Raw genomic sequence first — 16,750 nt, 5'->3', positions numbered from 1 at the left:
ATCAGGACGAATGCCGGAGGTATCCCTTTGTCACGGCGGAGATTTCTGTCCGCCAAACCGGTTTACAGGACCGGAAGGAATTGTGGATCCGAAGATCCGAAACTTGCGTCGTTAAATCCGCTGCGATTACGCGAGCTTGATTTCGACGTTTACGCCGGCCGCAAGGTCCAGCTTCATCAGCGCATCGACAGTGGCCGCATTGGGCTGCACGATGTCGAGCAGGCGCTTGTAGGTGCGAACTTCGAACTGCTCACGCGACTTCTTGTCGATGTGCGGTCCACGGTTGACGCAGAACTTTTCGATCTTCGTCGGCAGCGGAATGGGGCCACGGATAAGAGCGCCGGTGCGACGCGCGGTGTCCGCGATTTCTCCAGTTGCCTGGTCAAGAACGCGATGATCGAACGCCTTGAGGCGAATGCGGATATTCTGGGCTTCCATGTCCGTTTACCGATGCGAAAGAGCAAAAACAAAAAAGTCAGTCGACCTGCCCTCTACCCCACCCCATTTCCTGAAGCTCGGGGAGAGCGGGCCGACTGCCTAAAAGCGATCAGTCAGTAAAAAACCGACCGGCGGGAAGAGCGAATCTCCCCGCCGGTGCGCGGCCTATATTACTTCGCGATCGTGCTGACAACCCCCGAACCGACGGTACGACCGCCTTCGCGAATTGCGAAGCGCAGACCCGGATCCATCGCGATCGGAGCGATCAGCTTGACCGACAGAGTGATGTTGTCGCCCGGCATCACCATTTCGGTGCCTTCGGGGAGAACGATTTCGCCGGTCACGTCGGTGGTGCGGAAGTAGAACTGCGGGCGGTAGTTGGCGAAGAACGGCGTGTGACGGCCACCTTCGTCCTTCGACAGCACGTAGACTTCAGCCGAGAACTCGGTGTGCGGCTTGACCGAACCGGGCTTGCAGAGAACCTGGCCACGCTCGACTTCTTCACGCTTGATGCCACGGATCAGGGCACCGACGTTGTCGCCGGCTTCACCCTGGTCGAGCAGCTTGCGGAACATTTCCACGCCGGTCACGGTGGTCTTCTGGGTGTCCTTCAGACCAACGATTTCGACTTCTTCGCCAACCTTGACGACGCCGGTTTCGATACGGCCGGTCACCACGGTGCCGCGGCCCGAGATCGAGAACACGTCTTCGACCGGCATCAGGAAGGGCTTGTCGGTCGGACGCGGCGGCTGCGGGATGTATTCGTCAACAGCAGCCATAAGCGCGTTGATCGAATCGCGACCGATGTTGTCGTCACGGCCTTCGAGAGCGGCCAGAGCCGAACCCTTGACGATAGGAATATCGTCGCCGGGGAAGTCATACGACGAAAGCAGTTCGCGAACTTCGAGTTCGACCAGTTCGAGGATTTCCTCGTCGTCGACCTGATCGACCTTGTTCATGTACACGACCAGAGCAGGCACGCCGACCTGGCGAGCGAGCAGGATGTGTTCGCGGGTCTGCGGCATCGGGCCGTCAGCAGCGTTCACGACCAGGATCGCGCCGTCCATCTGGGCAGCACCGGTGATCATGTTCTTCACGTAGTCAGCGTGACCGGGGCAGTCGACGTGCGCATAGTGACGGTTGGCGGTTTCGTACTCGACGTGTGCGGTCGAGATGGTGATGCCGCGTTCGCGCTCTTCAGGAGCCTTGTCGATGTTCGCGTAGTCCGTGAACGTCGCGCCACCGGTCTCAGCGAGAACCTTGGTGATTGCGGCGGTCAGCGTGGTCTTGCCGTGGTCGACGTGACCGATGGTGCCGATGTTGCAGTGCGGCTTGGTCCGCTCAAACTTAGCCTTGGCCATTGTTCAAACCTTCTTTTCAATGTGTGCAGATACTGCGGGAAATGGACGGCACCCGCTGAATCGAGCGCCGCCCCTAATGCTATCCGTGCTCTTATGCAAGCTTCGCCTTGAGTTCGGTCGCGACGTTAGCCGGAACCTCGTCATAGTGGTCGAAGAACATCGAGTAGTTTGCGCGGCCCTGCGTGAACGAGCGGAGCTGGTTCACATAGCCGAACATGTTTGCCAGCGGGACCATTGCCACGACGGCCTGGGCGTTGCCGCGGCTGTCGGTGCCCTGGATCTGGCCACGACGGGAGTTGATGTCGCCAATCACGTCACCGAGATATTCGTCAGGCGTGATCACTTCGACCTTCATGATCGGTTCGAGCAGCTTGATCCCCGACTTCTGGGCCGCTTCGCGCATGGCGCCGCGAGCACAGATTTCGAAAGCCAGAGCCGACGAGTCGACGTCGTGGTAGGCGCCGTCATAGAGCAGAACTTCGAAGTCGATGATCGGGAAGCCGATCAGCGATCCGGTAGCTGCCGTTTCACGGAAGCCCTTTTCAATCGCGGGGATATACTCCTTAGGAATGTTACCGCCCTTGATTTCGTCCTTGAAGACGAAGCCCGAACCGCGCTCGCCCGGCGTAACCTTGACCTTGACGCGGCCGAACTGGCCCGTGCCGCCCGACTGCTTCTTGTGGGTGTGGTCAAGATCGATCGGCTTGGCGAGGTATTCGCGATAGGCCACCTGCGGCGCACCGACGTTCGCCTCGACCTTGAACTCGCGCTTCATGCGGTCGACAAGGATTTCGAGGTGGAGTTCGCCCATGCCCTTGATGATCGTCTGGCCCGATTCGTGGTCGGTCGACACGCGGAACGAAGGGTCTTCGGCCGAGAGCCGGTTGAGCGCGATGCCCATCTTCTCCTGGTCAGCCTTGGTCTTGGGTTCCACCGACAGTTCGATGACCGGTTCGGGGAATTCCATGCGCTCAAGGATGATCGGCGCCTTTTCCGAACACAGGGTATCGCCCGTGGTCGTTTCCTTCAGACCGGCGATGGCAACGATGTCGCCAGCGTAGGCTGCGTCGATGTCCTCACGGTTGTTGGAGTGCATCAGCAGCATACGGCCGACCTTCTCCTTCTTGTCCTTCACCGAGTTCAGGTAGCTGCCCTTGACGAGCGTGCCCGAATAGATGCGAGTGAAGGTCAAGGAGCCGACGAACGGGTCGTTCATGATCTTGAACGCCAGCGCCGAGAACGGCGCATCGTCAGCCGTCGGGCGGCTGTCAGGCTCGTCCGTGTCGGGGTTGATGCCCTGCACGTCTTCGATGTCGAGCGGCGAAGGCAGATAGTCCACCACCGCGTCGAGCAGCGCCTGAACGCCCTTGTTCTTGAACGCCGAACCGCACAGCACAGGCACGAACGCTTGGCCCAGCGTGCCCTTGCGGATCAGCTTCTTGAGCGTCGCCACATCAGGCTCGTTGCCTTCCAGATAGGCTTCCATCGCCTCGTCGTCCTGCTCGACGGCGAGTTCGACCAGCTTCGAGCGATAGTCGGCAGCTTCGTCCACCATGTCGGCCGGGATTTCTTCGTAAAAGAATTCGGCACCGAGCGATTCATCCTTCCAGATGATCGCGCGCTGTTCGACCAGATCGACCAGGCCCTTGAAGTCGCTTTCCGCGCCGATGGGCAGATAGAGCACCGCAGGCGTCGCGCCGAGACGGTCGATGATCGTCTGGACGCAGTACTTGAAGTTCGCGCCCGTGCGGTCGAGCTTGTTGATGAAGCACATGCGGGGGACGTTGTATTTGTCCGCCTGGCGCCACACTGTTTCGGACTGGGGTTCGACGCCGGCGACGCCGTCGAAGGCGGCGACAGCGCCGTCCAACACGCGCAGCGAGCGTTCGACTTCGATGGTGAAGTCGACGTGGCCGGGGGTGTCGATGATGTTCAGGCGGTGGTCGTTCCAGAAGCAGGTGGTGGCGGCCGACGTGATCGTGATGCCGCGTTCCTGTTCCTGTTCCATCCAGTCCATCGTGGCGGCGCCATCGTGGACTTCACCGATCTTGTAGGACTTGCCGGTATAGTAAAGGATGCGCTCGGTCGTCGTCGTCTTACCGGCGTCGATGTGCGCCATGATGCCGAAGTTACGGTAGCGCTCGAGCGGATGGCTGCGTGCCATGATGCGTTTCCTTGGAAGTATGGGGGAGCCGGGAAGGCCCCGCCCATATGGTTACCAATGTGACCGTTTAAAGACGGACGACACTTACCAGCGGTAGTGGCTGAACGCGCGGTTCGCGTCGGCCATGCGGTGGGTGTCTTCGCGCTTCTTCACGGCATTGCCACGGTTGTTGGCGGCATCGAGCAGTTCAGCCGACAGGCGCGCAGCCATCGTGGTTTCCGAGCGGTTGCGCGCAGCCGTGATCAGCCAGCGGATGGCCAGAGCCTGCGCACGTTCGGGGCGAACTTCGACCGGAACCTGATAGGTGGCACCACCGACGCGGCGCGAGCGCACTTCGATCTGCGGGCGAACGTTGTTCAGCGCATCGTGGAAAAGCTGAACCGGGTCAGCCTTCGCACGGGTCTGCATGGTTTCGAGCGCACCATAGACGATGCTTTCGGCAACCGACTTCTTACCATCGAGCATGAGATTGTTCATGAACTTCGACAGAACCTGATCACCGAACTTCGGATCGGGCAGGATGACCCGCTTTTCCGGACGACGACGACGTGACATACTCTATACTCCTTCGGAGTGCGGTGGCCCCATCCGGGTCCACCTTGCGGCTCCGGCCCGCTCCCCCTCCCGGCCACCCAGATGCTACCTCGTAGGGTAGCCGGGAGGGGGAGCGGGCCGGAGCCGGGCCTCGCTAAACCTTACTTCGGACGCTTGGCGCCGTACTTCGAGCGGGACTGCTTGCGGTCCTTGACGCCCTGCGTATCGAGCACGCCGCGCAGGACGTGGTAGCGAACGCCGGGAAGGTCGCGGACGCGGCCGCCGCGGATGAGCACGACCGAGTGCTCCTGCAGGTTGTGGCCTTCACCCGGAATGTACGAAATGACTTCGCGGCTGTTGGTCAGGCGGATCTTGGCGACCTTGCGGAGAGCCGAGTTCGGCTTCTTCGGGGTGGTCGTGTAAACGCGGGTGCAAACGCCGCGCTTCTGCGGGTTCTGCTCCATCGCAGGGACCTTGGACTTGGCCTTCTGCGGTTCGCGGCCCTTGCGGACCAACTGGTTGATTGTGGGCATGTGAAAACTTCACCTGTAGTTCTGGCGCTTCTGGCCGAAGGTGAAGGGATGCGGGCACCGCAAATGCGCAGAGCGGGAAGGCTGGCCGAATGGCCCCTTCCCAACGCAATCACGAACCGAAACGCTCCACCCGCAACTTTCATCACCGGGTTACTTTGACGGATTACCTGAGAGACCCAGACGCACCGGCAATGTTCAGCTCTAGCCACGGACGCAGCGAGGCCGCACCTGTGGAAAGACGCGCCCTTAGGCGGGTTTGGGGGTGGGGTCAAGACTGCCCAAGGTGCCTTATTGATAAGAAATGCTGCCATAGCCTGGAACGATTCCCAACGGCTCGCACGAGTTCGTGCCTTATGGAACATGAGGCTAGCGTCAACACAAAAGGGTACTTAAAGCATAATGGGAGCACACGTTACGCACGAGACGGGGGCACACCTTTGGTTGACATTATAACCGCTGCACTCGCAGGCGCGCTGGCGGAAGTGGCAACGGCAGCCACGGTAAGTACAATGGCCACCGGGATCATCGGCAACCGAGCGGATGCACTTGTCGTGAGGTCACTTCGCTTTGTTTCTGCTGGGTTCCGCCACTTGTCTGGCGCTTCAAATGACAGCAGCGCCGACACCATCATGCAAGCAGTACACGGCGCGTTTTCACGGAGCATCCTGAGCTACGTCGAGACTTTGTCATCGCAATCAACAAATCTGCGTGACCGGCTTTTCGTTCAATCCCTCCAAATCTCTGCTGAAGCTGAGCTAACCGCACTTCGAACAGATGTCACCGTACACCTCGCAGACTCGGTTCGCCCGTTACTTGCGAGCATTACGATTAGTAAGAACACAGTTGATTGCAATCAACTTTCCAAAACTCTGGTCGAGTGGTTTGAAAAAATCGCGGGTCCTATGCCAATTCACTTTCAAACGCTACTCGTCAAAGAGGCACCCGACGGAAGTCCGTCGTGGCTAAAAAGATATCGTAATGAATTATCCAAAGAGATAATAGAAAATTCTGCTTTCGCGAAGTTACTGATTGTAAGTCAGATTAGTGAAATCGCAAAAAGCAATGATTTATTAGAACGATCTGCAAAATATCTCCAATCAAGCATTAATGCTGTTGATGAGCGCTTAATCGGCGTAGATTCGAAAGTCGATCAATTAATTGTGCTTCAAAGCAGTAATTCTCTGCAGATTCAGCAGATTGGAGGCCTACTACATCAGTTAGATACTAGAGCAAGTCCCGATATTTCGTACCGCATACTTGCAAACGCCATGCTTGGACCTGACGGACGCCTAGCGAGAGTTGCTTTGATATATGTCAATGCCTTCGATGCCCACAGGATGGTGCAAGATTTGAGCCGAGAAGACAGGCTTACTCTCTTTCGCGAGGTGCAGACCAGGCTTTGGCGATTGATAGGGAATTCTGCTTATGTCGGACGTTTCGACGGCGGAGACTTTGACGTAATAATACGTGACGTCAACGGAATATCTGATGTAAAATTGTGGTGCCAAGATATTCTCTCAGCTTTCTATTCTCCGTTTCAAATATCAGGAAATACGCTCACCCTGACACCGAAGATTGGATTCTCAATTGCACCCGATCATGGATTTTCACCAGAGGCAGTTCAGCGAAATGCGGATCTGGCGTTGCGGACCGCTCTTAACTCTGGAGGCAATGAGGTCGTCGCCTTTTCCCCGGAGCTACATTCCGATGTTGAGGACCGGCGACAGATGGAATGCGATCTCCGGGACGCATTGAAACATGATGGGTTGCAACTGGCCTTTCAGCCTGTCGTGTCGCTAAAAGACAGAAGTATAGTGGGATATGAGACATTAATTAGATGGCATCATCCCGAATATGGCCAAGTATCTCCAGCGAGATTTATCCCTATTGCTGAAGATACTGGAATGATAGGTGATATTGGTGAATGGATTCTACGAAACGCTTGTCGAATGGCGGCAAGCTGGAAATCAGATGTGTTCGTAGCAGTGAATCTTTCCCCCATCCAGTTCGTAAACCCCGATCTCCCGCTTCTTCTTTCCAATATTATTCGTGAGACCGGTCTAAGCCCTAACCGTCTCGATCTTGAAATTACTGAGAGTGTTTTTCTATACGATGGAGATAAAACTGACGAAACTTTTCAGAAATTAAAGTTTATGGGCGTTATGATGACTTTAGATGATTTCGGGACGGGCTATTCTTCACTTGGCTACCTTCGCCATGCTCCATTTGATAGGATAAAAATTGATCAGAGTTTCGTGAGAGGCGCATCGTCCGTCGGGAGTCGCAATGTCGCAATAATAGAGGCTATTGCTGCATTAGCAAAGAGTCTCAACATGGATATTACCGCTGAAGGAATCGAGACAGAAGAAGAGTTAAGACTAGTCGAAAATATTGGGTGCACTCATGGGCAGGGATATTACTTCGGAAGACCTTTAACAATCAATAAGACAAATACTGCCTCTTTATAGCGGATTTCTATAATTAGGGATGTTAATATATGTCTTTTTTGGCGCATTGAGACGTTATAGGCTCGGTCGGATGCAGTCTTGTTGAGGCATTCCGGCCACTTAGGACCGTCCGCATATACACCGCATCGCCGGTACACCTTCAGGCGCCTCATCCCTCCGCTGCCGCCTCTGCCAAGGCCAGCAGCCTTCGATTTCGGTCTCCAGCGCGAAGCTGAGGAAGGTGCGGATCGGGGCGGTTGTGGCGAGGGGTTCGGGGGCGCTGGGGCGTCGGCTTAAGACGACTGAGGCCCCCGCCTTCGCGGGGGAGCGGGACTTGGGCGTCGGAGTGAAGATGATGAGGCTATCGGCTTTGCGGGGGAGCGGTTTGGGTCTGGGGCGAGGTGATGGTGCCGATGATGTCGGTGCCGACCAGCAGTTCGAGGCCCACGAGTGCGCACGATTAGCTCGTCATTGCGAGCGGAGCGAAGCAATCCAGTGCAGTCTTGCGCGACTCTGGATTGCTTCGTCGCCTTGCGGCTCCTCGCAATGACGAGGGTTGGGTGATTGCGGCCGGTGTGGCTTACTCCGACTCCCGGGAGCGCGAGGGTTGTGACCCTCGCATTTTGGGCTTCTTTCTTTGGTGTTGGGGTTGGGTGTGGGGTTGGGTTTTACATGCCCTCCCCCAGCCCCTCCCGCGAGCGGGAGGGGAGTTCAGGGAGTGCCGCTCCCGCTTGCGGGAGCGGCGTTCAAGGGGTGTCCCTCTCACTTGCCGATGGGCGTTTTTGTGGCGGGCTTGGGTGGGCGGCTTCTGGGCCTTGGGTCTTATCTCACCAGTACGACTTCGCCGCCCTTGATTCCGACGACGGCCCACATGTCGTAGTCCGGCCCTTGAGAGCGGCGGACGCGGACGGCGGCGCCGCGGGGGCTTAGGCAGTCTGCGAAGGGGGTGCCGGGGAGCGGGTCGATCAGGGTGCTGGTGCGGTCAAATTCTGGCACATCGCGGGCGAAGGCTTCGGCCATGCGGCGCACGCGGCTTTCCATCGCCTCTGCGCTTTCCAGCGGGTAGCTGCGCACGTAATCATTCAGGTAGGGGCGCATCCATTCGAGAATGGCGGCGACGTTGCCGGTTCGCCAGAAACCGGCGACCTGTTCCAGCCGATCAAGAATGCGTTCCCGCTCTGCGGGGCCGATGGGATCGAAACCGAAAGTGGGTGGCGGGGCCGGTGCTTCTGCGGCAGTGAACTGGGCGGTGACGAGGGTTGCGCGCGGCGGACTGGCATCGAAGGGCATGGCGGTTTCAAAAAGGGTCCGCTCATCGAGTTTGGTGGCATTGGCGTAGCGGATTTCGGTCAGCTTCAGGCTGCCCTCACCGCCTTCGGCATCGTCCTTTGACGAGGGCCAGAGGCCGCGGCGCAGTTCTACCCGGTTGTGGCCCGGCTGAAGAAATTCGTTGATCGGCAGGCGACCGCCGTGGCTGCGCAACAGGCGCTCTGCCGGGATGCCGTTGATGAAGACATCCAGGCCGGTGCGATCACAATCAACGTCAAGCCAGTACATGGTATGGGGCATGTGAAAAGCGCGCCTCTATTTTTGCGGCAGGGGCCGGTGGTTCTCATGGTGGTTGTGCATTGTAAAGCCGCATGGAAATCGAATCGTGATTGACGGCACCATTCAATCGGTTTTTATTTCAGCGGTTTTTATTCGGGCGTGCTGGAGGGAAGCCGCGATGATCACGATTTCAGCGCCTGCTTTCGACGCCTATTCCCTTGAGGCAGACCAGCATTATTCGCGCAGACTGGCGGCATGGCTTTCGGGCCAGCCGGAACTGCGCCAGCCTTTTGACCATACTCCGCCCGAATGGTGCGGTCAGTCACTCACGATTGCGCGGCGCTTTGGCATAGAGAGCGAAGACGATGTGGCCCGGTTTGCGCGCGTGCGGTTGCTGCGCGGCGACGACTGGCTGATGGGCGAGGAAGCGCAGGCGATACTGGCATCTTCGCGCGAGGGGCAATTGAAGGTGTTTCAGCTTGAATGCCTGCACCTGGGAGTACGTGATGGCTAGTGTGCCGCCTTCGACGATGAGCACGAGCGCCAAGGCCGGTGGCACGGTTCAGGCGTGTCCGCTGCGGGCAAAGGCGCCGGGTGCGACGATCAGCGGTGGCACTCCGCCCCTGTCGCCCGAAATGCGGGCCAAGCTGGTGCCGTGCGACGTTAAATCCGTGACGCTTTCGCTATCGGATACCAAAGGCAGCGTGACGGTGACCGGCGCTCAGCAGCAAGCCGCTGCAGGGCCTGTTGCCGGGATCGACGATGAGATGAACGATCTGCTGCGCAGCCACGCGGTGGTGATCGTGCAGATCGTGCCGGCCACGACGATGAGCGACAAGGTGGGATCAGGCAACGGCCAGGCCCGAACGTCGGAGCTTACAACCACAAAGGGTAGCGCCAAGTCCAGCGCGGTGTTCTCTGCACAGATGAAGGCGCAGTGCGGCGCGCATCCCGTTTTCAAACGCACTCCTGAATGCAAGGCGGGCGACCAGAAGGACGCCGATCCCAAGGCGAAGGAACTGGCGGTCGGCACGCAGGAATGGACGGCGGTCAATTTCGTGAAGGCGATTTTCGGCGGCACGAAGTTCTCGGACTTCATCTTTGGCCAGCAGGAAGAGGTCGTCTTCTCCGCCGATAGTTGCGGGTTTCCGGCAGCGGGAGAGCGGACCAAATCGCTGTCCGGGGTGGCGCGGCTGGTGATCGCTGACGAATGGGTCGGTGAATTCAACTGGGGCCAGGGCTTCAAGCTGGAATTCGGCGCATCGGTGATGCACGGCAAGGTCTATCGCGATGGCACGCGATTGAGCAGCGATTCCAGAAGCGTCACGAGCAGCGTGAAGAAGCTGGAATCATCGAGCTCGGTATCCACCGTTCGCAAGAACGACGAGCTTCTGTACGGCAAGATCGAAAGCAAGGTAGGCGGATCGTCGTCCGAGATCACGTATGATGGCGGCCCCTTCAGCGGCTCTATCGACGCCGACATGAAGCGATACGATTCGACGGCCTTGCCGAAAAGTGTGGCGGATTCGTTCAAGGCCAAAGGCGACAAGCTGAAAAGCCTGACGAACGACGGCACGCTATCGATCAAGTTGAGCCGGAACGGCAAGAGCCTCGTCGATTCCGCCAATCTGAGCAAGATGCTCAAGGACGTGCAGGAGACTTTGGAAACCGGGCTGGATCTGATCAATCGGATTGTCTGGCTTCTGGAGAACGGGGCCAAGGTTGGCATACCCGTAACCCTGACGTTTGGCCTGAAGGCTTCGGTCGTCCTGTTGGTGGGCCGCAACTATGCGCGGTTCTGGGCGGAGCAAACCGCCCCAAAGAAGTCCGGCACGTATTATCTCGCAGGGTATCGGCGTAGGTGGCAACTTGGTGTGGATCTTACGGTCGCGACCGTCTCGCTCACCCCGTCCATCACGCTTCAGGCCAAAGTGCTGCATGAATGGGTGGCATCGCTGACATTGACGATCGAAGGCAAGATCGCGGGCAGTGCAAAGATCGGATACAACATTACCGATGGCACGGGTGCAGCGGACTTCAATGCTGTCGGCAAGTTTTCGATGAGCGTAAAGGGTTCGGGCGAAGCCGCCGCCGTTTCCTGCTACATCATCGTTGAAGGCGAAGCGAGCAGCGGCATCACCTACGTCTGGGCGGCAGGCTTCGACGGCGATTCGATGAAGGCGCAGAAGAATACCGTGACGAGCGATAAACTGAGTTTTCAGGCTTCGGCGCGATACGGCAACAAGATTTGGGACTTCATCGGGCTGGGTTCGGACGAGCCAGACTGGCAATGGCCATCGGATGGCCCTTTCGTATGGCTTGAGGAAAAGGCGATCAACAAGAGTTGGTGAGGCTATTTGAGAGCTTCAGGTTTAGCAACGCGCCGACCGGGAGCGCGACCCAAGCTCCGAAAGAACTTTCCTACAGATAACCAAATAGGTTATTTGAGTGGAATGCGTGATTGTCATTCCGCTCCAGACGTCGCCATTGCGACCCACGGTTGCAAGCGGACGTCACGCGTTCGGCGGGTAGATGCCGTTCCGGCCGATGACCCGCTGCTGGCCTTTGCCCCCTATATGCACGCCGCGCCCCGGCGCAATTCGATCACGCCTGACAAACAGCGGCGGTTTATCGAAACGCTGGCCGCAACGGGGATCGTCTCTCAGGCTGCGCTGAGCATCGGGGCTTCGGTGGAGGCGCTGTACAAGTTGCGCCATCGGACAGGGGCTGAAGACTTTGCCGCCGCGTGGGATGCGGCGGTGGAGCGGGGGTATTCGCGGCTGGAGGATTGCGCGCTGGAGCGGGCGATTGCGGGGGAAGTGCGGCCCGTGGTCTCTCGCGGGAAAGTCGTGGCTACGTGGACGCATCACAATACCGGGCTGCTGATGTTCCTGCTGCGCGGGCGGCGACCGGAGAAGTATGGCGCGGTTAAGCTGGCCGATTTGCGCGATGGGCATCCGGCTTATGAGGCCTTGAAAGCGAAGTGGGCGGCTGAGCGTGAGGCTGAGGACATGGTGCGGGTGGAAGAGGTACGCGCTTCGCTGCACGCGCGGTTGCTCGCGATGAGGGACGAAGTGCTGGCGAGCCGGGTTCGGCGTTCAGACCAGTTCGGGGATATGGATGGGCGTGGGAGTCGCGAGGCGCAGGGCGTCGGCGATCTCGATCACGTCGGCCACGGTGCGGGCCTCTTGCGGGGTGAGGCCTTCGAAGCCGGGGAGGAAAGCGCGACAGGCCTGGATGAGGTTGGCGGGGGAGCGTTCCAGCTCTGACCGATACTGGTCCAGCGTCTGGCAGCCATCGATGTTGCGCCATTGGACGCCGCCGGGGCCGGGGCGTTCGTGATAGTCCCACAGGGCGAGGACAGCGCGCTCAACGGTGATGCGGACCTGCTCCACCACATTGGCGCCAGCGGCCTTGGCCCTGAGGCGCTGGCGATAGCGGCGCTGACGTTCGGCGTTGGAAAGCGGCATGGGCTTGGGGTACGGCATCGGCGGGATTGGGGAAATTCCGTTACGTTACTTATGCGTGTCGAAACCTTTCGGTTTCGAATGCGGCACCGGGCCGGTGCCGCAAGCGCCTGACGGATGTCAGGTGCGCACCAGACCAAACGCTTTTTGATGTGGGTCAATGCCTGATCGTATGTGTTGCATACAAGTTATCGCCACCAAGCCTTTTGGGAGGGCGATTCGATGTCATTTGATCCTGTGAGCGACGATAACGAGCGGCGGCGGGCGATTCCGCTGTTCGATGGTGGGCTGGCGACGCGCGGCTTTGCGCTCAACGCCATGTGCTTTTCGTTCAACGAGAAGGCGAACCGCGAGGCTTTTCTGGCCGACGAGGAGGCCTATTGCGCGAAGTTCGATCTGACGGCGGAACAGCGCGATGCGGTGGCGCGGCGCGATGTTCTGGCGATGCTCGATGCGGGCGGGAACGTCTATTACCTCGCTAAGCTGGCGGGGATTTTCGGGCTGGGCGTGCAGGATTTGGGCGCGCTGCAGACGGGCATGTCGGTCGACGAATTCAAGGCGATGCTGGTGCGCTGGGCGGATGAAATTCCCGCAGGTGCCCGCGTGAAGGAGGCCGTGTGATGGCGAAGATCATCGGAGGGTATTTCACCAGCCATGTGCCCGGCATCGGCGGCGCGATCATGCGGGGGGATCAGGAGACTCCTTACTGGAAGCCGTTCTTCGAAGGCTATCCGCCGATCCAGCAATGGCTGGCCGAAGCCAAGCCCGATGTGGCGGTGGTGTTTTCCAACGACCACGGGCTGAACTTCTTCCTCGACAAGATGCCGACCTTTGCAGTTGGGGCCGCGCCGCAGTATGACAATGCGGACGAAGGCTGGGGACTGCCGGTCTACAAGAGCTTCGAAGGGCATCCGGCGCTTTCGTGGCATGTGATCGATGCGTTGGTGCGCGACGAGTTCGATATCACGACATGCCAGAAGATGCTGGTCGACCATGCGGTGTCGATCCCGTTCGAGCTGGTCTATCCGGGCGTGGAAAGCTGGCCGATCAAGCTGGTGCCGATCTCTATCAACACAGTGCAGTATCCCCTCCCCAGCCCGAAGCGGTGCCTGGCACTTGGACGGGCGGTGCATCGGGCGCTGATGAGCTGGGGCGGCGACGAGCGCGTGCTGATCTGCGGAACGGGCGGGCTTTCGCACCAGTTGGACGGGCCGCGGGCGGGCTTCATGAACCCGGATTACGATATGTTCTGTCTGGATAACCTTGCCGCCAACCCTGATGCACTGACCGGACATTCAGCAGAACAGGTGGCCGAGCTTGCTGGGACGCAAGGGGTGGAAATCCTCAACTGGATCGCAGCGCGCGGGGCAATGGGCGATGTGGCGATGACCGAGGTCAGCCGCAATTACCACATCCCGATCAGCAACACGGCAGCGGCGAGCGTGCTGCTAGAGCCGGCGTGAGCTAACGGCGCTTCTTGCGGGGTTTGGGCTGGGGCTTTGGCTTGGCAGGCTGGAGTTTTGGCCATTCCGCGACGATGGCGGCGCGGATGACTTCGCGGCCCTGCAGAGTGCGCTGTTCGGGGTGTTCGTCGAGGTAGCGGACGACGACATCGCGCACCTGCCCGGCGCTGGTATCAAGCGGGGTTTTTGGCGGGCGGTCGAGATCGCGGAAACCGTCGAGCACGCCGATCACATAGGACAGGCACATCGCGCGATCGACGGGGGCGGCGGTGGTGCAGGTTTCGTGGAGTTGCTGCGCGCTCATCCATTCGGCATGGGCGGGCGTGGCGGCGAGGAGCAGCATGGCGAGCGGCAAGCGGCGGGCGATCATGCGCAAGCTAACGTCCGAACCTGCCTGCTTGATCCCTCACCCGTCCTGCTCATTCACCGCCATGAGCGCGAGTTCGGTACGGTTGTCGATGCCGAGCTTCTGGTAAATGGTGTGGAGGTAGACCTTCACCGTGCCTTCGCCAATGCCGAGGTCGGCACCGATATCGCGATTGCGCATCCCGCGCGCGACGAGTGAGGTAATTTTGCGTTCACGCGGGTTGAGCTTCGACAGCGGCCCCTGCACGCTGGGCTTCAGCGAAAGATCGAGCGCGCGCTGGAGAAAATCGGGGCCGATGGCCTTTTCACCGGCGTGAACTTTTTCGAGAACGTCGACGAGGCCATCTTCGGCGCCGTCCTTGGAAACGATACCTTCGACGCCAGCGCGCATGACCGAGATGAGCTGGCGGTCGTTGATACCGGCAGTGAGCAGAACCACCGGGCGCGTATCACCGCGTTCACGCAAGGCTTCCAACGCCTGCACACCATTCATGCCAGGCATATTGATATCAAGCAGCACGATTGCCGGATCGTGCGTCTTGATCGCATCGAGCGTTTCCTCGCCACTTGCGGTGGCGGCCACGATGGAGAAGCGCGTACCCCGCAAGACTGCCTCGACACCGGCGCGGATGAAGCCGTGATCATCGGCCACGAGAACGGGGATCATGCGATTTCTCCTGATTTCAGGGTGATTTCGAGGTGCGTACCCCGCTCAGCCTCGCGTAGGTGGAACTGTCCGCCCAGAGCGTCAACCCGTTCGCTGATCGAACGCGGCCTTTGCGCGACGGCAAAATCGGGAAAGCCGATGCCGTCGTCCTTGATATCGAGCCGCAATTGCCCGTCTTCATGCGCGATGCCGACGACAACCTTGCGGCATTTTCCGTGACGGGCGGCGTTGGCGATAGCCTCGCGCACAAGCTGGCGGATTTCGTGGCTGAGTTGCACCGACACGGGCAACGCATATGGCGGCTGCACAAGTTGGGTCGCAATGTTCCAGTGCGTTCCCGCCTCGCGCAGCAAGGACCGCAACTCTTCGGCAATCTCGACCCGCCGGTCACCTTCTTCACCGCGCCGCAGCCGTTCGATCAGCAGGCGGAGCTGGGTCTGTTCGCGGCGCAGGGCGTTCTTGATCGAATCGATCTCGCCATCGGCGTCGTTGCCTTCGTGGACCCAGCGTCGCAGCGCCTCCAGCCGGAACAGCGTGCCAGCGAGGAACTGGGCGACGCTATCGTGCAAATCGCGCGCAACGGCCTGCCGAACACCAGTTTCAACCTCGACCCTTGCCAAGCGGGACATTTCTTCGCGATCCAGGACATGGCCGAGCTCCTCGCCGAAGGCCGAGAGCAAACGAATATCATCGAAACACGGGCTATCGAAATTCCACACGATGATCTGGCCCGAACCGGCAGCGCAACTGACCGGCACCGCTATCCCTTCATCAATATTAAACTGCCGCGTCAGCGAGGGGCAGATATCACCCGCAAGCGGTCCAGATCTTGCAATGAGCACGCCTTCTTCATCGGTTTCGGCCAGTTCGCGCTGCTTGCTGCAACTGAACAAAGCTGTGCGATGAAGCTCGAGCAGTTCGTCTGCAATGATTGCCGGATCGAGCCTGCGCGAGGTCAGACCCTCAGGACCGATCTGGCGGAGGTCGATCCACGGCTCCTCGCTGCCGGCAAAGACAAAGATGGCGTTGCGTGCGGTCAGCAACGACAAGACGAAAGTCAACGTGCTGTCGAAAACGATCTCGCGCCGCTCCCCCGGAATGCCCGGTGGTTCGGGCATGGAAACGGCACGCCCTGAACCACGCGACATGCTGAGCCACACCAGCATGGCCGACAGCACTATCACGTAGATTATACGGCGGGAGAATCGGAACAAGTCGATGTCCACCCCGATGCGGTAGAGCACCAGGCCAAACATCAGATTGGTAACCAGCAACAGACCTGCCGTAATCGCGGTGGCCCGCCAGTTCCACCGTACCATCGCCGCAATGAGCAAGAATGCGGCCAATCCAAGGAACGGGCTTTGAAATTCGGTAAAATGGCTTTCCGTCAGATAGACGGCACCAAGAAACACGAAGATATCGACGCCCTGCGCAACCGGAGCGAGGCGATAATCAAACCACCAACTGCGCCACGCAATCACCATCAGGGCCGCCGCCCACGACAGGTACATGCTCAAAAACAGCAGACTGACACCTTGCGTGCGCGACGGCTCATGGCTTTCGAGCCAGACGGCAAGCAGAAACGAAAGCGCCAGCAGGGCACGGCCGGTCGCCACCACACGCCCAGCATTGTGTCTTCGTGTTTTCCCGTCCAACCGCTTTCCCCGATTCGGCTTGTATATGCCGATCTCGCAAGCGCTTTCTGCCTCAATACGAGACTTATGAACAGCATCACGGGGGTCTTGTCACCCTTTGACGTCAG

At 59.3% G+C, this 16,750-nt stretch carries 16 protein-coding genes; 7 read left to right on the top strand and 9 right to left on the bottom strand.

The genetic code is table 11. The annotated features are described in order from the left end of the window. Positions 1–126 precede the first annotated feature (126 nt). The 5 genes from rpsJ to rpsL all read right to left on the bottom strand — a co-directional run bounded on the left by rpsJ (position 127) and on the right by rpsL (position 5,030). Entirely contained in the window at positions 127–438 is a 312-nt protein-coding gene (rpsJ, locus tag HGI47_RS13145) for a 30S ribosomal protein S10 (RefSeq protein ID WP_091146544.1), read from the bottom strand. 170 nt (positions 439–608) lie between these two features. Continuing rightward, the gene (gene tuf / locus HGI47_RS13140) at positions 609–1,799 is read right to left on the bottom strand and encodes an elongation factor Tu (RefSeq protein ID WP_168853226.1); all 1,191 of its coding nucleotides are present in this window, start codon (positions 1,797–1,799) and stop codon (positions 609–611) included. Between the two features lie 91 nt (positions 1,800–1,890). After that, positions 1,891–3,963, bottom strand: a complete 2,073-nt coding sequence (gene fusA, locus HGI47_RS13135; RefSeq protein ID WP_168853225.1) for an elongation factor G — start codon at positions 3,961–3,963, stop codon at positions 1,891–1,893. 84 nt (positions 3,964–4,047) lie between these two features. Further along, positions 4,048–4,518 (bottom strand): 30S ribosomal protein S7, encoded by a 471-nt coding sequence (gene rpsG, locus HGI47_RS13130; protein ID WP_039334380.1) that lies wholly within the window; start codon positions 4,516–4,518, stop codon positions 4,048–4,050. 140 nt (positions 4,519–4,658) lie between these two features. Continuing rightward, positions 4,659–5,030: a 30S ribosomal protein S12 gene (rpsL, locus tag HGI47_RS13125; RefSeq protein ID WP_011444902.1), complete on the bottom strand. Its 372-nt coding sequence runs from the start codon at positions 5,028–5,030 to the stop codon at positions 4,659–4,661. A 509-nt stretch (positions 5,031–5,539) separates the two neighbouring features. Between rpsL and HGI47_RS13120 the strand changes: the two genes are divergently transcribed. Next, positions 5,540–7,498 carry a bifunctional diguanylate cyclase/phosphodiesterase gene (locus tag HGI47_RS13120; RefSeq protein ID WP_206066188.1) on the top strand — a complete coding sequence of 653 codons (1,959 nt, stop codon included), beginning with the start codon at positions 5,540–5,542 and terminating at the stop codon, positions 7,496–7,498. An 801-nt stretch (positions 7,499–8,299) separates the two neighbouring features. Here HGI47_RS13120 and HGI47_RS13110 read toward each other — a convergent pair. Continuing rightward, positions 8,300–9,046, bottom strand: a complete 747-nt coding sequence (locus tag HGI47_RS13110) for a hypothetical protein (RefSeq protein WP_168853223.1) — start codon at positions 9,044–9,046, stop codon at positions 8,300–8,302. Between the two features lie 157 nt (positions 9,047–9,203). Between HGI47_RS13110 and HGI47_RS13105 the strand changes: the two genes are divergently transcribed. The 6 genes from HGI47_RS13105 to HGI47_RS13080 all read left to right on the top strand — a co-directional run bounded on the left by HGI47_RS13105 (position 9,204) and on the right by HGI47_RS13080 (position 13,955). Continuing rightward, positions 9,204–9,539, top strand: a complete 336-nt coding sequence (locus HGI47_RS13105) for a hypothetical protein (protein WP_168853222.1) — start codon at positions 9,204–9,206, stop codon at positions 9,537–9,539. After that, complete coding sequence (locus HGI47_RS13100; protein WP_168853221.1) at positions 9,532–11,376, top strand: hypothetical protein; 1,845 nt, start codon at positions 9,532–9,534, stop codon at positions 11,374–11,376. The genes HGI47_RS13105 and HGI47_RS13100 overlap by 8 nt, the downstream gene beginning before the upstream one ends. A 102-nt stretch (positions 11,377–11,478) precedes the next feature. Continuing rightward, the gene (locus tag HGI47_RS13095; protein ID WP_206066187.1) at positions 11,479–12,294 is read left to right on the top strand and encodes a hypothetical protein; all 816 of its coding nucleotides are present in this window, start codon (positions 11,479–11,481) and stop codon (positions 12,292–12,294) included. A 69-nt stretch (positions 12,295–12,363) separates the two neighbouring features. Continuing rightward, complete coding sequence (locus HGI47_RS13090; protein WP_168853220.1) at positions 12,364–12,606, top strand: hypothetical protein; 243 nt, start codon at positions 12,364–12,366, stop codon at positions 12,604–12,606. 108 nt (positions 12,607–12,714) lie between these two features. Next, positions 12,715–13,113 (top strand): protocatechuate 4,5-dioxygenase subunit alpha, encoded by a 399-nt coding sequence (locus HGI47_RS13085; protein ID WP_168853219.1) that lies wholly within the window; start codon positions 12,715–12,717, stop codon positions 13,111–13,113. Next, a complete protein-coding gene (locus HGI47_RS13080; protein ID WP_168853218.1) occupies positions 13,113–13,955 on the top strand; it encodes a class III extradiol dioxygenase family protein in 843 nt (280 codons plus the stop codon). Before HGI47_RS13085 ends, HGI47_RS13080 begins: the two co-directional genes overlap by 1 nt. A 1-nt stretch (position 13,956) precedes the next feature. On the opposite strand, the gene HGI47_RS13075 is transcribed toward HGI47_RS13080, so the two are convergent. Genes HGI47_RS13075 through HGI47_RS23100 form a run of 3 tightly spaced genes read right to left on the bottom strand, consistent with a single transcriptional unit; the run spans position 13,957 to position 16,604 of the window. Then, a complete protein-coding gene (locus HGI47_RS13075) occupies positions 13,957–14,325 on the bottom strand; it encodes a Rap1a/Tai family immunity protein (RefSeq protein ID WP_206066186.1) in 369 nt (122 codons plus the stop codon). A gap of 36 nt (positions 14,326–14,361) precedes the next feature. After that, complete coding sequence (locus HGI47_RS13070; RefSeq protein ID WP_168853216.1) at positions 14,362–14,988, bottom strand: response regulator transcription factor; 627 nt, start codon at positions 14,986–14,988, stop codon at positions 14,362–14,364. Further along, a complete protein-coding gene (locus tag HGI47_RS23100; RefSeq protein ID WP_168853215.1) occupies positions 14,985–16,604 on the bottom strand; it encodes a histidine kinase in 1,620 nt (539 codons plus the stop codon). Before HGI47_RS23100 ends, HGI47_RS13070 begins: the two co-directional genes overlap by 4 nt. Between the last annotated feature and the right edge of the window lie 146 nt (positions 16,605–16,750).

The organism is Novosphingobium sp. ERN07 (genome assembly GCF_012641335.1).
GTDB lineage: Bacteria > Pseudomonadota > Alphaproteobacteria > Sphingomonadales > Sphingomonadaceae > Novosphingobium.
Note: the sequence above shows the minus strand (reverse complement) of the source record. Positions and strands in the feature narration are given on the sequence as shown.

Bases quoted from the DNA above. Each gene is read 5' to 3' on its own strand.
- HGI47_RS13070 (WP_168853216.1), bottom strand. From the start codon at position 14,988: ATGATCCCCGTTCTCGTGGCCGATGATCACGGCTTCATCCGCGCCGGT.
- HGI47_RS13085 (WP_168853219.1), top strand. From the start codon at position 12,715: ATGTCATTTGATCCTGTGAGCGACGATAACGAGCGGCGGCGGGCGATT.
- HGI47_RS13105 (WP_168853222.1), top strand. From the start codon at position 9,204: ATGATCACGATTTCAGCGCCTGCTTTCGACGCCTATTCCCTTGAGGCA.
- fusA (WP_168853225.1), bottom strand. From the start codon at position 3,963: ATGGCACGCAGCCATCCGCTCGAGCGCTACCGTAACTTCGGCATCATG.
- rpsL (WP_011444902.1), bottom strand. From the start codon at position 5,030: ATGCCCACAATCAACCAGTTGGTCCGCAAGGGCCGCGAACCGCAGAAG.
- HGI47_RS13110 (WP_168853223.1), bottom strand. From the start codon at position 9,046: ATGCCCCATACCATGTACTGGCTTGACGTTGATTGTGATCGCACCGGC.
- rpsG (WP_039334380.1), bottom strand. From the start codon at position 4,518: ATGTCACGTCGTCGTCGTCCGGAAAAGCGGGTCATCCTGCCCGATCCG.
- HGI47_RS13120 (WP_206066188.1), top strand. From the start codon at position 5,540: ATGGCCACCGGGATCATCGGCAACCGAGCGGATGCACTTGTCGTGAGG.
- rpsJ (WP_091146544.1), bottom strand. From the start codon at position 438: ATGGAAGCCCAGAATATCCGCATTCGCCTCAAGGCGTTCGATCATCGC.
- HGI47_RS13100 (WP_168853221.1), top strand. From the start codon at position 9,532: ATGGCTAGTGTGCCGCCTTCGACGATGAGCACGAGCGCCAAGGCCGGT.
- HGI47_RS13075 (WP_206066186.1), bottom strand. From the start codon at position 14,325: ATGATCGCCCGCCGCTTGCCGCTCGCCATGCTGCTCCTCGCCGCCACG.
- HGI47_RS13095 (WP_206066187.1), top strand. From the start codon at position 11,479: ATGCGTGATTGTCATTCCGCTCCAGACGTCGCCATTGCGACCCACGGT.
- HGI47_RS13080 (WP_168853218.1), top strand. From the start codon at position 13,113: ATGGCGAAGATCATCGGAGGGTATTTCACCAGCCATGTGCCCGGCATC.
- tuf (WP_168853226.1), bottom strand. From the start codon at position 1,799: ATGGCCAAGGCTAAGTTTGAGCGGACCAAGCCGCACTGCAACATCGGC.